At 58.6% G+C, this 15,146-nt stretch carries 6 protein-coding genes; 4 read left to right on the top strand and 2 right to left on the bottom strand.

Annotation, left to right across the window (positions count from 1 at the left end; all coding sequences use genetic code 11):
* The first annotated feature begins 28 nt into the window (after nucleotides 1-28).
* Entirely contained in the window at nucleotides 29-958 is a 930-nt protein-coding gene (locus tag E1J53_RS01365; RefSeq protein ID WP_134270183.1) for a hypothetical protein, read from the top strand.
* Nucleotides 959-1,102: 144 nt separating this feature from the next.
* Here the strand turns inward: E1J53_RS01365 and E1J53_RS01360 are convergent, their stop codons facing one another.
* Nucleotides 1,103-3,298, bottom strand: a complete 2,196-nt coding sequence (locus E1J53_RS01360; protein WP_134270182.1) for a xanthine dehydrogenase family protein molybdopterin-binding subunit — start codon at nucleotides 3,296-3,298, stop codon at nucleotides 1,103-1,105.
* 53 nt (nucleotides 3,299-3,351) lie between these two features.
* A complete protein-coding gene (locus tag E1J53_RS01355) occupies nucleotides 3,352-3,813 on the bottom strand; it encodes a (2Fe-2S)-binding protein (protein ID WP_134270181.1) in 462 nt (153 codons plus the stop codon).
* 788 nt (nucleotides 3,814-4,601) lie between these two features.
* On the opposite strand from E1J53_RS01355, the gene E1J53_RS01350 reads away from it, so the two are divergent.
* From E1J53_RS01350 to E1J53_RS01340, 3 genes are read left to right on the top strand one after another with little or no spacing between them, the layout of a single operon-like run.
* Entirely contained in the window at nucleotides 4,602-11,234 is a 6,633-nt protein-coding gene (locus E1J53_RS01350; RefSeq protein ID WP_134270180.1) for a hypothetical protein, read from the top strand.
* Between the two features lie 48 nt (nucleotides 11,235-11,282).
* Entirely contained in the window at nucleotides 11,283-13,370 is a 2,088-nt protein-coding gene (locus E1J53_RS01345; RefSeq protein ID WP_134270179.1) for a fibronectin type III domain-containing protein, read from the top strand.
* Nucleotides 13,371-13,375: 5 nt separating this feature from the next.
* Complete coding sequence (locus E1J53_RS01340) at nucleotides 13,376-15,121, top strand: hypothetical protein (protein ID WP_134270178.1); 1,746 nt, start codon at nucleotides 13,376-13,378, stop codon at nucleotides 15,119-15,121.
* Nucleotides 15,122-15,146 lie beyond the last annotated feature (25 nt).

Here is a 15,146-nt window from a genome sequence, read left to right as displayed (position 1 = left end):
ATCTTTGGCGCAGTAACCCTATTGATTTATGCGATTTCCCTCCTTCTTCACCTTCCTGTGCTGTTTCCTCCTGCTATCCCCCACACTCACTGCCCAAAACGACCCGGCAGAAACGCTGAAGGCGGTTGCCCGCGAGCTGTGTCCTAGTTTCCAGGAAGTCATGGCGGGTGAAGTCGTCGACGAGGTCGAAGACTTTTTGCTCTTCACCCTGATGTCTGCGGAGAAGTTACCGGCCGCTTCGAAAGAGAACTTTAAGACCGTGTTTGGCGTCGACCTCGAAGACGCCCCCCTATTTGACCGCCCCTTCTGGGACTTGACGGTAGCCCTCGTGGAAGATTGTCCTTCCGCAAGGCAATACTTCATTTTCCAAGGACAGTCCGGAGAACTCAACGTCAAAACTCGCGCACTTCCCGGTTTTGACAGCCTGATGGCCAGTACCGCACAATTGTTGGAGGAAGACCTGGCGTCACGGCAAAATCCACTCCCGTTCCATGAGTTGGTGTATGCAAAAATTAACTTTGAGGAGTTACCAACCGCCAACTATCAGGCGCTGCTAAAACGCAAATCGATGGATAGTTTTCTACCCGCCGTACTGGCTCAGTACCAGCCCGCCGCCATTGCTTACAGCCTAGATGAACTTGGGGAAGGCTTTGAGACCATGGACAAAGTAAAAATGGACCAGGCCTTACCGACCCCCGAAGACCTGGATCGCTTCTGCGCCCAGATGCAGCAACTGGATACCATCCGTAAGGATGACGACTACCTGATTCCCGCAACCCAACTTGCCGAAGCCTACGTGGAGCAGCGCGGCCTCTCCTTCGATTATGCCTCCAACCGGACCACCTTCATCAGGCATTATGCCAATAAGATTTGGTTTGAAAAGCGATCGTCTTGCGCTCATTTCGCCAAGAAATACGGGGAATACGCTAAGCGCATATCCAGCCAAAATAGATATTGATCTTGATGATAGAACATGGGGTTAAGCCGTTGGTCATACGGCAACACTAGCGCCCTGAAAGGGTGCTCCTACCCGAGCGAGGTCTGCCGTCCGATGCCGAGCATCGGACCAGGGCCTCGCGGGCATCATCCAATACCAATAGCCTTACCCTAGCAGCTCCTGTTGTCCCATAAAGGGCTGGTCGTAGACCCGCTCTCCCTTAGCGCGGCTCAGGGCATTGGCCAGCGCGCCCATGATGGGAGGCAGGGAAGGCTCTCCCAGTCCGGTGGGATCGATCCCGTTATCCACAAAGAAGGTCTCGATTTCCTTCGGGGCCTCTCCGTGACGGATCAGGCGGTAGCTATCGAAGTTCTGCTGGTCGGGGGTACCGTCCGTAAAGGTCAGGGCGCCGTACATGGCGTGGCCGATACCGTCCACGATACCGCCTTCGACCTGGTTGCGAGCACCTTCGGGATTGACGACGATGCCACAGTCGACGGCGCAGTAGACCTTTTCCACCTTTGGCTGGTCTCCGTCCATGCTCAGGTCGAGGACCTGCGCCACGTAGGAATTGTGGCAGTAGTAGGCCGCGACGCCGCGGAATACACCATCGGTTTGCTGCCCCCAGTTCGACTTATCGCGTACAAGTTCGAGGACGCCAGCGTAGCGTTCGGCGTCGTAGTCGTTGTTTTCGCCGACGGGGTTATTCTTGGCCCGTTCGAACAGTTCGAGGCGGAAGGCGATGGGGTCCTTGCCGGCGGCTTCGGCGACTTCGTCGAGGAAGGCCTGCTCCGCTCCGGCGATGAAGTTGGAGCGCGGCGCCCGCCAGGCGCCGGTGGAGATGTTGGAGTCCTTGCTAAAGTTTTCCACCAGGTAGTTGTCTACCGTTCCGGCGGGAAAGCGGTTGGCGAATACAGGACTGCCGTTGGTGCCCGCACCGCGGATGTGGAAGGCAATCAAGTTACCGTCGGCGTCCAGTCCGGCGCGGTACTTCACCAGGTAATCCGGGCGGTAGGTGCCCTGGGTCATGTCGTCCTCGCGGGTGTAGACCAGCTTGACCGGAGCGTTGACCGCCTGACTGATGAGGGCGGCTTCTACGCCGAAGTTTCCGTAAAGCCGGCGGCCAAAGCCGCCGCCCATCCGGGTCATCATGATGTCGACCTTCTCGAGCGGGAGGTCAACGAGGGAAGCCACGGTCTTTTGCAGGAACTCGGGGGTCTGAATGGGGCCCACCAATTCTGCCCGTTCGGAGGTGACGTGGGCAAAAAAGTTCATCGGCTCCATCGTGTTGTGGGGCAGGAAGGGAGCCGAATAAGTGGCCTCCACAATTTTTGTCGCCCGGGCGAAGGCCGCTTCGGGGTCTCCGTCCCGCCGGGAAGCTTCCGCCTTGCCGTTTTCGATCAGCTCTTCCAGGGTCGCCCGGTGCTGGGCGGTAGACTCCGCCGCACTGGTTTCTTCCCATTCCACCTCCAGGGCCTGCTTGGCCTGCATGACCTGCCAGGTGGAGTTACCGACCACGGCCACCAGTTGGGGAAAGGCGTTCACGTCGGACCACTGCCGGTCCACGCCTTCCTTCTCCGCGTCAATGGTCACCACGTCCTGAATCCCAGGCATGGCCTTAACCGCATCGGCGTTCACCGACTTGAGTTTCATCCCGAAGGCAGGAGGATGTACAATACCGGCAATAAACATACCTTCCCGCTGGATGTCCATCCCGAAGAGGGGTTGTCCGGTAACGATCTTGCGGGCGTCCACGTTCTTCTTCCCCTGACCAATGATCTTGAAGTCGGCGGGGTCCTTGAGGGGCACTTCTTCGGGGACCGGCAGGTTTGCGGCCGCGGCGGCTACGTCTCCGTACCCGAGTTGGCGGTCGGAGGCATCGTGGTAAATGATGCCGTTCTCGGTTCTCAGCTCCTCTACGGGGACGGATAATTCGGTAGCGGCGGCGGCCATCAGGAGATGCCGCGCCGTGGCCCCGGCGGTCCGCAGGCTCGTCCACCCATGACGGATAGACTGACTACCACCGGCCAGCTGGCGGGTGTACTTTTCGGTGTCCAGTCCGGCCTGTTCGACGATGACGTTATTCCAGTCTACGTCCAGCTCCTCGGCGATGATCATCGGCATGGAGGTTTTGACGTTCTGGCCGATCTCCGGATTGGGGGAATAAATGGTGACTACGCCGTTATCGCCAATCTGGAGGTAGGCGTTTACGGGCACCCAGGATTCGGGCATGACCGGTCCGGTGGCCACGGCAGCGGCCGGCTTGCTTTCACAGGAGGTGAGCCAGCCAAAGCCGAGTAACAGACCGCCACCGGTAGCGGCGGATACTTTCAGAAAGGAACGACGGGAAGGAGCTTGCATAATATTTAGCCTTGTTCGGTTGGAGATGGGAAGAAAAGTGACCGGGAGCCCAATTAGCTCAGTTTTCCGGCGGCGGTTTTGACGGCGGCGTTGATCCGCAGGTAGGTACCGCAGCGGCAAATGTTGCCGCTCATTTGCGCCTCGATGTCCGCGTCGGTCGGATTGGGAATGGCGTTCAACAGGGAGGCGGCGCTCATGATTTGTCCGGCCTGACAGTAGCCACACTGGGGAACGTCATGTTCCAGCCAGGCCTGCTGGACGGGGTGGTCCCCCGCTTCGGAAAGCCCTTCGATGGTGGTGATCTTTTCTCCGTTCATATTACTGAGGGGGATCTGGCAGGAGCGCATCGCCGTTCCGTCGAGGTGAACGGTGCAGGCGCCGCAGGATCCGATGCCGCAGCCGTATTTTGTACCGGTGAGCCCGAGTTCATCCCGCAGCACCCAGAGCAGGGGCGTGGCCGGATCAGCCTCGACGTCAAATTGTTTTCCGTTAACGGTCAGTTGAAAAGTTGCCATGAATGTGGTTTTATGGCCCAAAGGATGAGCATGGGGCGAATGAGCAGGGAAGATAGTGGTTTTTACGGGGGAACTCAAGTAAACCGTCGCAAGGTCGTTCGTCACACCTCCGATGAACATTTGTCCGGTTTCATCAGGCCAAATAATGCAGCGGAGGAGGACGAACTCTCTTCTTTCAAAAAATAGAGCATTCTCCTCCTGGGCGTCGAGTAAATAGGCGACTGCGTCCGCCTATTTACTAGCTCCTCGCAGGTATAATGCACGCATCCTGAAACGTCGGTTTTCATGCTGATGCATTTGCCCAATCAAGCGGGGCCTAAAAGCGGCTTAGTTGCTTAAATGAGCGGAAATTCTGGTCCCGTAGGGGCACCCTAATCGTGGCCCTAGGGAGAAGAATCTATTAAAAATTTTTTCAGCCCGGTTGGCTCCGTCGAGAGAGTCTACATGTAGACTCTCTCGATGGAATTTTGCTCTCGCCTAATCCGCCCGGCACCCCAGCTGAGCACGAGGGTTCCAATTTATTGCACCTGCGCTCCGCGCCCAACCCCCGTCCTGTTTTCTTATCTGCCCCACCGCGCTACCCGGACAGACCCGCTGGAAAAAAATTGCGTCAAGGGGGTAAGACTCCACCAGCCCATACGATACTGATACACACGCTTTTGCCGGGAGATGCAACATATGTCCAAGCATTTGGCACATGATTCCCAAGCTTTCTTGTACCCTCCCCTGATTTTTGTTTTTGTCTTTTGGCTGTCTTCACCACGCTTTACTCACCAACCAACAAACCCATGATCCCGCCAGCCTTTCGGTATGCCCTTCGGGGTATATTGCTCTTTATTGCCTTGCTACCACTAAGTCTATTCGCACAGCCCATTCAGGTAAACGTAGTTGTCCCCAATCCTCCCCCCATCTACTGGGATGCCTACCTCGAATTTGAGGCCGATATCCTCGTGATTCTGACCAACGTAAGCCGGCAAACGCAGGAGATTAAACTCGTCCCCAACCTCACTTCTGACCGCGGAATCGAAGCCAATTTCCGCCCCGACTTCCAACCCCTGTCCCCCATCGTGCTCGGGGGCGGAGAAAGCCTCAACCTCACTTACCGCGACCTTCGGGCCATTTTTGGCACCCCCACCGAAGCGGACGTTCAGCTCAGTGGGATCAGCTTCGATCGCCTTTTTGAGTCCGAAACGATTCCGGAAGGGAACTATACGCTCTGTGTGGAAGCCCGTGATTTCGCCACCAACGTTCCGCTCAGTAACAACTTCGGCTGTGACGTCTTTTTTGTCCAACAGCACGAACCTCCGCTCATCATCTATCCGAACAACGGAGAACAGATCGAACCACTGGAACCTCAGTTTCTGAACTTTCTCTGGTCCATTTCCGGCCTTCCCGGACAAACTCGGTACCGCTTCGAGCTTTTTGACCTCGATGACCTTGGACTCAGCAACCCCAACGACGCCTTTATCCTTGATGCCGTTCGCCCCTACTTTGAACAGGATGACCTCCTGGCCAATACGCTAGCTTACGACCTGGCGCTCCCGCCCCTGATCGCGGGGCACAATTACGCCGTGCAGGTTACGGCCTACGACCCCGAGGGCCGGTTGCTCTTTGCCCAGGGTGGGCGCAGCCAGATCCACACCTTCCTCTACCACCCCTTCAATGATGGTGGGGTGGAACCCGGGCCGGGCGTGGTTGTGGCACCGGAAAATGACAACCCCAACCCCGGAGTGAACCAGGATGGGCCCAACGACTTCCAGGATAATAACCAACCCCAGCAAACGCTGCAGCAGTTCGCCTGCCCGCCCGCGGGACCAGCGCCCACCACGAACCCCTACCCCAGCACCATCAGTCCCGGAGCGGAAATTACCGTCGGGGACTTCACGATGGAACTGCTGACCGGCGGCGGCATCAGTCCCATTGCCGGCTCCGGGCGGATGCTCATTCCGGCCCTGAACACTTACGTCAACGTGTCTTTCACGGGTCTTGACGTCAATACCGAACTGCAGGTCTACGGCCAGAATGACGTCATTCGGACGACCGACGGCAGTGGCAACGTGCCGTTGGTGTTGCTACAGGACCTGACGGAAGGCAACGTCACCCCCGAAGACCTTCCCGAAAACGTAGCACTGCAACTGGCCGACTACGTAGACAACCAGGGCAACTGGCTCGACCCCGATGCCCCGGGCATCAATCCCGCGATCAATCTGCCGGCCGGCATTGCTGGCCAGGGCATGGATTTGATCCTGACCGGCATGGAGTTTCGGCCCGAGGGCGCCACCCTTTCGGCCTACGTCCGGGTGGAGCTCCCAGAAGCCCAGGGCAGTCGTCGTCTGATCCTGCTCGGCAAGGGGATGTGTCTTACCCAGGGCGGCCTGGGACAGGACGCGGACCTCATTCTCGGCAACAACCCCACCTTTTCCCTCTCGCCGGGAGTGGACCTGACCTTTATCGGTGGCGAGGGCCACACCAGCGTCAGCTGGAGCGAAAACGGGATTGGGGCGCTGAACGTAGATGCCGAGCTCTCCTTTGCGCAAAATATTGTGGCCACCGACGGACAGCCGCTGGTGGCCAGTTTCACGGCCTCCGTCAACGATTATCAGGACTGGACGGCCAGCGTCACCCTCAATCAGGACAGCTGGCAGGTTCCCGGCCTGAACGACTTCGAGCTGACCCTGATGGGAGGAAACATCGTCTACGACCACTCCGCCATTTCCGGTCCGCCGAACTTTGACCTACCGGGCAGTCACCCACTGGCCGGCAACGAAAATCTCTGGCAGGGGGTCTACATCCCCGGACTGGAATTTTCCTTCCCCGAAGGGCTCGACGCCGAAGTCAACATCGAAGACATCATTCTGGACGGCCAGGGGCTCTGGATGGACGTCGACGCCAACGGCAACCTGCTGAGCATTAACGAAGGCGAGGTCGGCGGCTGGCCGCTGGCCATTGATCACCTGGGGCTCGACGTTCGGGCCAGCAGCGTGGAGAGCGCCAGCTTCGGCGGCCAAATCCGACTCCCCATCAGCGAAACCCTCCTCGACTTCACGGCGCCCATCGGCAACGGCGGTAACTTCAGCTTCGCCGTGGAACTCGGCGAGGCCCTGGACGTAGATATGTGGGTCGCCGAAATCAGCCTGGCGGGCAACTCTTCCGTAGGGGTCACTAAGCAGGGGAACACCTACCTGCCGGAGGCCGTCCTTAACGGGGAACTCACCATCGGCTGGACCAAGGGCGACAACCAGGCCAACTCAGCCGTGGGCAGCTTCAACATTCCCGGTATTGAGTTCCAGAACTTCACCATTACCGGAGGGAACGGCACCCCGCAACTCAGCGGGCAGTTCGGACTGGACCTCGAGAACGTTGGTCAGGGTGGCATGGCGGACTTCCCGCTCCAGCTCAACGAAATCAACATTGACCTGGAAGGGGAAGAAGTTGGCATCCAGTTTGACCTCGGGCTCAAGCTGACCGAAATGGCCAACGGATTTGAGGGGGCCACGGCCTTTTCCATCATTGGCGACTGGGATGCCGGCCAGAAACGCTTCACTTACGACCGGACACAACTGGACGAAATTTCCATCGACGCCGACATGGGCGTCATTGAACTAGAGGGTTCCATCATTTTCTTCAACGACCACGAAACGTACGGAGATGGGTTTGATGGCGCCATCGATATCGGCATCGTACCCATTGACGTGGGGCTGGAAATGCGCCTGATGGTGGGTAAGATGCCCCAGTATCGCTACTTCATGATTGATGCCCTGACCAAATTCCCCGGTATCCCGCTCGGGCCTTCCGGACTGGGGCTCTACGGGCTCGGTGGCGGTTTCTACGCCAATATGCAACGCCAGTACCCCGAAAATGCCGTCATGACGATCAATGACGTTCCGGATGACCCCGACCTCGGTGGAGAAATCGGCGAGACGGGAAGTGGGGCAACCTACGTACCCGTGCAGGGTAATTTTGGCTTCATGGCCCGGGCCGTCCTGGGCTTGTACCCCGTATCCACCGCCATGAACGCGGACCTGGAATTCGGTATTGACCTGGGGCCAAACTTCAACGTCAACAGCATGTACATGAGCGGCGACGCCTACGTCATGCAGAACATGGCCGACCGTGACGGCGGTGCCCTCATCAGCGGTGGTGCCGACCTGATCATGAACTTCCAGGAAAAGGAATACACCTTCGGCGGTGACCTCTCGGCCAACATCCTGAATTTCCTCGAACTGGACGTTTCCCTGGAGGCTTTCTACTCCCCGAACGACTGGCACTTCTACCTCGGTCGCTGGACCCCCGGCCACCAGGACCCCCTGACCGACCCCAACCGGATAAAGTTTGAGGCCGGCTTCGACTTTGCCGTAGCCAGTGTGAAGACGGGCATCAACTCCTACTTTATGATGGGTACTGATCTGCCCGCGGGCCTGCCCCCCAAGCCGCTGCAGATTCAGAGCATCTTCAATGAAGACGGGGAGAATCTCCCCTCCCAGAATCTCTTGCCGGTGCTCACCACCACCAAGGGCTTCGCCTTCGGGATGATCAATTACTTCGACCTTAGTTTCAAGGCCCTCATCTTCCGCCTCGACGTGGAGTACCTGATGGGACTCGACGTCCTGATGGAAAACAAAGAAGGCCAGGAATGTAACATGAACGAGTTCGGCATTAACCAGTGGTACGGTAAAGGGCAAGCCTACGCCTACCTGGGAATTGAAGGCGCCGTGGAAGGAAAGCTTTTCGGCAAAAAACGAAAGTTCACCTTTGCCGAGATCGAAGCCGCCGCGGCGATCGATTTTGCGGGGCCGAAACCCGTGTGGTTGCGCGGCAAAGCCGCGCTCCGCGGCGAGGTGCTCGGCGGCCTGATCGAGTTTGACACCAAGGTCGAATTCGAGCACGGCAAGAAAGTCGTCTGTTCTCAGGATGGCAATAACATCTTTGACGACATTCCCATCGTCGAGGAATTTGACCCCACCGATGGCGCCTCGGGGCAGTCCATCTTCACCCACCCGCAGGTGGCCTTCAACTTCCCCCGCGGAGCCTTCCCCATCGACGAGGAATCCGACACTCCCGGAGAGTACCTTACCCGGTACTACGGTTACGAGATCATCGGCCTGACGGTAAAGACCAAGGAGCAGGGCGGCAACTGGAAAACCCACCTCGGGGGCACCGGGTCACCGCAGTACGACGACGAAGGCTACAGCTGCCTGTATGACCTGCCCAACCAGCTACCCGAATTTTCTCAGGTAGAACTGACCCTACGGGTAAGGGGACAGCGATATAATTCCAACGACCCGGATGACGTGGCGGAGAACTTCGAGGTGCAAACCTACACGGCCACGTTCCAAACGGGTGCCGCTCCGGATTACATCCTGGCCAACAGCATTGACCGGTCGAAGCCCTTCCACCGACAGCTCAACTTCCTCGAAGATGAGGGCGGCAATAACGGCTACCTGAACTTCTGGCACGAGCAGTCCAACAGCCTGTTCCGGACTACCCCGACGGCCCAGGACGGGCTCTCCACCCAGGGGCACTACACCTACGTGGTGCGCTTCAAGGACCTGAGCGCGGGAACCGCTAAAGACGTCAATCCCTTCAACCTGAGTACCGCCGGTGGCGGTGGAATGAGCTTCCCCATTCCCAAAAATTTCCTGAAGCCAAAGACGGTCTACGAACTGGACGTCCTCCGCATTTACCACCCCCCCAACAGCACCCCGGACAACAACACCTCCGTGGTGATGGCGGACCTGGGTATTGACGGGCAGTCCGGCGGCGGCGGTGGAGGAGGAAATCTCCAGATCCTGGCCATGCCCCAGCAGCAACAGAACAACGTGCCCAACGCGGGTATGATGCAAGTGGCCATGTTCCAGAATAACGCCAATCAGGGAATGAACGTCAACGTGCCCAACCAATTCCAGGACGCCAACAATGATCCCGGCGTCGATCCTCCCTTCGAGGGTGGCAATGGCCAGATCCTGAGCAACGAACCCGACGACGGCCCCGGCTTCGGCGGACCCAATGACTTTCAGTCTCCTGGAGGAAACATGGACGGGCTTAAGTACGCCTCCCGCCGTCTGGAGCAGCGCGGTCTGGTGGGTGAGGAAGTTTCCAAATCCCTGATGCAGCAGAAGTTGTATTTCCGCACCTCCATGTTCACCGACCTGGCGTCAAAAATGAACCAGGTGAAGGTGAAAAACCTCAATCAGTCGCCCGCACAAACCCACATGGTCGACACTGATAACCTACACCAGTTCACGGACGGCACGGAGGTAAAGACACCTTATCTCTTCCTGGAATCTGACGAAGGTTTCGATCGCTTTGAGAGCCAGTACTGGCAATGGAACTATCACGTCAGTGACGGCGAAAACCACAATGCCTTTAAACTGGTCAAGTACACTCCCTTCGTCACCTTCGAGGGGCGGGAGGACTGGCGCAGCCAGACCTTCATGTCCGAAGGAGATAACGGATTGTTCCGCCCCCCCTTCGGCAACAGCGACAACAGCTGGTGTATGGAAACCTTCTACGACCCCGACGATGAGCTGAACCACATCGACGGAGGGCTGCCCAAGCCCAACGCTCCACTGCAGTCCGGCAACCCCAACCCCTACGCCTGGTTTGGCTACCAAATGCCGGCTCCAGATTTTGATCTCCTCGAAGACCCCGACCGCTACGAGGACGTCGCCCCGTTTGGCACCCGCAAAAACCGGGAGTTGCCGCCACCCAACGGCAGTTATGCGTATCAGTTTGAGTTACCGACCATTGAGTTCCTCCAGCATCCTACCGGGAGTTTACCCAACGACCTCGGGGGCGTAAGTGTCCAGAAGAACAATACCTACCTAACCAATGCGGTGATCAATGCCGCCCAGCCGCCCGAGCCACCGGACCCACCGGGACCGGGCCAAATCAATGAACTCTGGGTAGGCTTTGACCCACCGTCGCCCGGCATACTTGACGTCGTGCCGAACTTCAACCTGATGGGTAACGGCGGTATCCAACCGCCCAACAGCGGCGGCGGATCACCCGCCGTGGGCGGAACCACGGTCCTCACCGGAAACCCCTCCTTCATCCCACTGGTGGACTTCACTGAATGGATGACCTACCAGGATTACGTACTCTTCCGTCGCCTGGTCGACGAGGGGGTCCTGGAACTGGCCATCCTAAGTGAGACTTTTGAGGCCTTCAACAGTCCGCATTACAATCATGACGTCGATTGTAGTGACGACCTGGGGCCCATGCCCAACCAACCGGACTACAATCCCTTTGATCCCGGCTACGATTTCTATCTGCAGTACTACAAGCAGATACGGGCCTACTTCAAATCGACCGTTATCCACAGCTACTTCCCCTATCCCGCCCGTCCGGAGCAGGAAGGCTTCTTCCGCCTCGGCGGTAAGAACTTCAGCTACCAGGTCAAATCCCTCAATAACGAATGATGCTCCGATTCCCGTACGGGAAAGGAACAGCGTGAAAATATATTCATCATGTATCCACAACTTCAAATCCTGCAGCGGAGCATCACCGTTTGGTTTGCCATACTGCTGAGCCTGGCACCTGCGCTTGCGCAAAATGATGCCAATACGACTCCCCCCGATGACCTCCACCTCCTGGCCCGCCCGCACGGCGATTCGATCACCCTGCGCTGGGCCCCCAGCAACTATTCGGTCTGGCTGGAAATGCAACGCTTTGGCGTTATGCTGGAGCGCCGGATTGCCGGCAGCGAAGACTGGCAGCCCGTGCACGGAGACCGCCTGATCGCCTACTCCGTGGAAGACTTCACGGCCTTCACCGACACGGATGACCCCCACATCATCGCGGTGGCCGAAGCCCTGCACGGCGATGCCGAATACCCCGCGACGCCGCCCGCCGGTCCGATGGGAGAGGTGCGACAAAAAATGGACGAACACGAACAGCGGATGTTCCTCGCCCTGGTCAACGCCGACCTGTCCGCCGAAGCCGCAAAGGCCCTGGGCTGGCGCTGGACGGACACTGGACTTAAGCGGGGCGTACCCTATGAATACCGCGTACGAACCCTGCCCGCGACAGACGCTACCGAGAGTCGGTTCGTCAGTGCGCCCATCCGGGTTCGCCCCAATGATCGTTTTCCCTTCGGCCCGGTGTTCGGGCTGGAAGTAGAAGAGGGCGAGCAGAAGCTGATGCTTTCCTGGCCCCTCGACCCGAACCGGAAGCGCTACATTGCCTACCACCTGGAGGTGAGCGACGACGGCAATGCTTTCCGGCGCGTGAATACCTACCCCATCTTCAAGACCCAACCCCAGGACGGAGAAGATGCTTTCCGCTACGAAGTGAAGGTGGAAGAAAATTACCAACCGAAGCACTACCGCCTGGTCGGGATTAATTCCTTTGCCGAGGAAGCACCGCCCTCCGAAGCGGTACGGGGACAGGGGATCGACAAGACGCCCCCACCCTCCCTGAGTGAACTGCGGGCCGAGGACCTGAAAGACGGCACCTTCCGCCTGCGGTGGACCTTTCCCGAGGCCACCCCTCCCGACGTCCGCGGCTACGTAGTTGTCCGTGGGCAGGATTATAAGGGCCCCTTCACCCCGGTACACGACCAGATTCTGGGTCCCCTCACCACCGAGTTCATCGACGAAGATCCCATTCCTTACCGGGCCAATTACTACGCCGTGTACACCTACGATGAAGCGGGCAACTACAGCATGAGCACCCCCGCCATGGCGCTTTGGTACGACGAGGAGCCGCCCGCAAAGCCCGTGGGATTAACGGGCCGAATTGACACCATGGGCAACGTGTTCCTAATGTGGGAACCCGGCACCGAACCGGATTTGCACGGTTATCGCGTGTACGTCAGTCACGCCAAAAAGCGGGAATTTCTGCAAGTCACCCACGACATCCTTCACCAGAATTACTTCTTTGACTCCACCCGCCTCGACATCCTGAACGAAAAGGTCTACTACCAGGTGGTGGCGCTTGACAACAACTATAACCCCTCGGCCTATTCGGAAATTCTGGAGCTGGAGCGCCCCGACAAGATCGCCCCTTCGGCCCCGGTGATCACCGGCTACTCCGGCCGCGGGAATGCCGTGGAGTTGCGCTTTCGTCCGAGCACGAGCGTAGACGTCGATCGACATGAGGTCTGGCGGCAGACCCCGGAAGGAGCATGGCAACCCGTTCGCTCTTTGGGGCCCCAGGATTCCATTTTTGTCGATACCACCGTCGTGGCCCGTACCGGCTACACCTACCGGGTTCGGGCGCTGGATGAAGTCCGTCTCTTTGCGGACTCGCAGCCCCTGTCGCTTCAGTCCGGGACCGCCAGCCAGCAGCAAGGCGTTACGGATTTGGCGCTCACGCAGGTGCCGGGGGAAGACCGTTGGGAGCTGAGTTGGTCAGTACCTGATGGCGATGCCTCGGGTTTCCAGGTGTACGTTGCCCCGGAGGATGCCCAGTTAAGGCCTCTGCGTCGGCTGGCGGCGGACACCCAGCGTTGGCGGGTGCCCCAGGCGGCTAACCACCGCTTCGCGCTGCAAATCATTTATCCCGATGGCAGCAGATCCCCGCTCAGCGAGGTAATCAGTGGCCCCAAAAAATAAGCACCATGACCTCCATATTCAGAAAATTATTTTCCGGGGCGGGCCTGATCTTCCTGCTGCTGGGCTTACCCGGCTTTGTCCTGGCCCAGGACGTCGACCGTATCGGTAAAGCCACGCCCCTGCAGCTCACCGGAGGGCTGCGGATCGGCACCCAATTTTACCAGGTCACCGGACTGGGAGAGCGAGCCGCTCCCTTTCAATTCACGGCCAGCGGCCGAATGAACCTGCAGATTTATGAGGAGTTCAACATCCCCTTCAGCTTTGCCATCGGGCGGCAAAGGCCCAACCTCACCTTCCCAGTCTACCGGCAGTTTGGCCTTAGTCCCCGCTACAAATGGTTGACCGTGCACGCGGGCTACCGCAATATGCAGTTCAGTCGATTCACCCTCAACAATCATACTTTTCTCGGGGGCGGCATTGAGCTCAATCCGGGTAAGCTGCGGGTAGCGGCCATGTACGGGCGGCTCCGGCAGGGCCGGCAGGAGGTAGAGAATGACATTGACCTGTTCTTCGGTCAGCCGCTTTACAATCGCTACGCCTGGGGTGGACGAATCGGCTGGGGAACGGCCGCCAGCCACTTTGACCTCATCTACTTCCGCGGAGAAGACCGCGACCTTAATGTCACGCTGGACCCGATGCTGGACATCCCCGACCCGGCCGAAAACCTGGTGGTGGGCTTCGAGTGGAAACAAGCCATCGGAGACCGTTTCAACCTCTACGCCGAAGCGGCCGCCAGTGGCTTTAACCGCAACCTCAATTCGGAGGAATTTCCGGTGGAGGATTACCGCGGAGCACAGATTCTCGACCTGTTGTTCACCCCAAAGTTTTCCACCCAGGCCGGCCTGGCGGTCAAGGCGGGCGGTAATTTCCGGACCAACGCCTTCAACCTGGGCCTTGACTACGAACGGATTGACCCCGGCTACGAAAGCATGGGCACCTACTTCCTGAACGGCGACTGGGAGAACGTCCGGGGGAGCCTGGGCTTCGGGCTGCTCAAAAACCGTCTGCGGGTGCAGACCAGCCTGGGCGTACAGCGCAACAACCTGTACGATCAACGGGCGGAAACCAACCGCCGGATCATCGGCTCGGCCAACGCCAACCTGCGCGGTAAGGGCCGGTGGAATTTATCCGTGAATTACTCCAACTTCAACCAGGACAATCGCCCCTCTGCGGTGGTGGTCCTGAACGACACCCTGCGCATCGCCAGTACCACGGAAAACATCGGTGCCAGCTGGTCCACCTCCGGCAAGGGAGGTAAGGGGCGCCCCCTCGGGACGCTGACCGCTACGGTCAACTACCAACAGACCAGCAACGACAATCCACTCAGTGAAGGCTTTGACGACCTCGGCACCCTGTTCGGTTCGCTGAACTACGCCTACCGGTTGAGTAACGAGAGCACCACCATCACGGTGGGGGGCAATTACTCGGAGATTGACGTGGCCGACCGGCTGACGACCGGGTACGGCGCCACCCTCGGGTGGCGGCAACGCATCGGGGACCGTAAGGCGCAACTCAGCCTTACCAATACCTTTAATCTGACCCGGGTAGACGGCACGGAAGACGGGTATAGCAATGCGCTGCGGGGCAACTTCAGCTGGCAGGTCAGTAAGCTGCACAGTTTTACGCTGGGCTTTTCCTGGCTCAACCGCAACAGTAATCTCGGCTTCGACTTCAGTGAGCAGCGCGGACAAATCGGCTACGGGCTGACCTTCCCCGTACTCAAAACGGGCCGAAAGAAAACCGATTCCTGATGGTTGAGGAGCCCGCTCAGGCGGC

This window comes from Lewinella sp. W8, from assembly GCF_004375085.3.
In the GTDB taxonomy this organism is placed as follows: domain Bacteria; phylum Bacteroidota; class Bacteroidia; order Chitinophagales; family Saprospiraceae; genus Neolewinella.
This window is presented reverse-complemented; position numbering and strand designations above follow the sequence as displayed.

Coding starts and splice junctions, on each gene's coding strand:
- E1J53_RS01360 (WP_134270182.1), bottom strand. CDS start 3,298: ATGCAAGCTCCTTCCCGTCGTTCCTTTCTGAAAGTATCCGCCGCTACC.
- E1J53_RS01355 (WP_134270181.1), bottom strand. CDS start 3,813: ATGGCAACTTTTCAACTGACCGTTAACGGAAAACAATTTGACGTCGAG.
- E1J53_RS01365 (WP_134270183.1), top strand. CDS start 29: ATGCGATTTCCCTCCTTCTTCACCTTCCTGTGCTGTTTCCTCCTGCTA.
- E1J53_RS01350 (WP_134270180.1), top strand. CDS start 4,602: ATGATCCCGCCAGCCTTTCGGTATGCCCTTCGGGGTATATTGCTCTTT.
- E1J53_RS01345 (WP_134270179.1), top strand. CDS start 11,283: ATGTATCCACAACTTCAAATCCTGCAGCGGAGCATCACCGTTTGGTTT.
- E1J53_RS01340 (WP_134270178.1), top strand. CDS start 13,376: ATGACCTCCATATTCAGAAAATTATTTTCCGGGGCGGGCCTGATCTTC.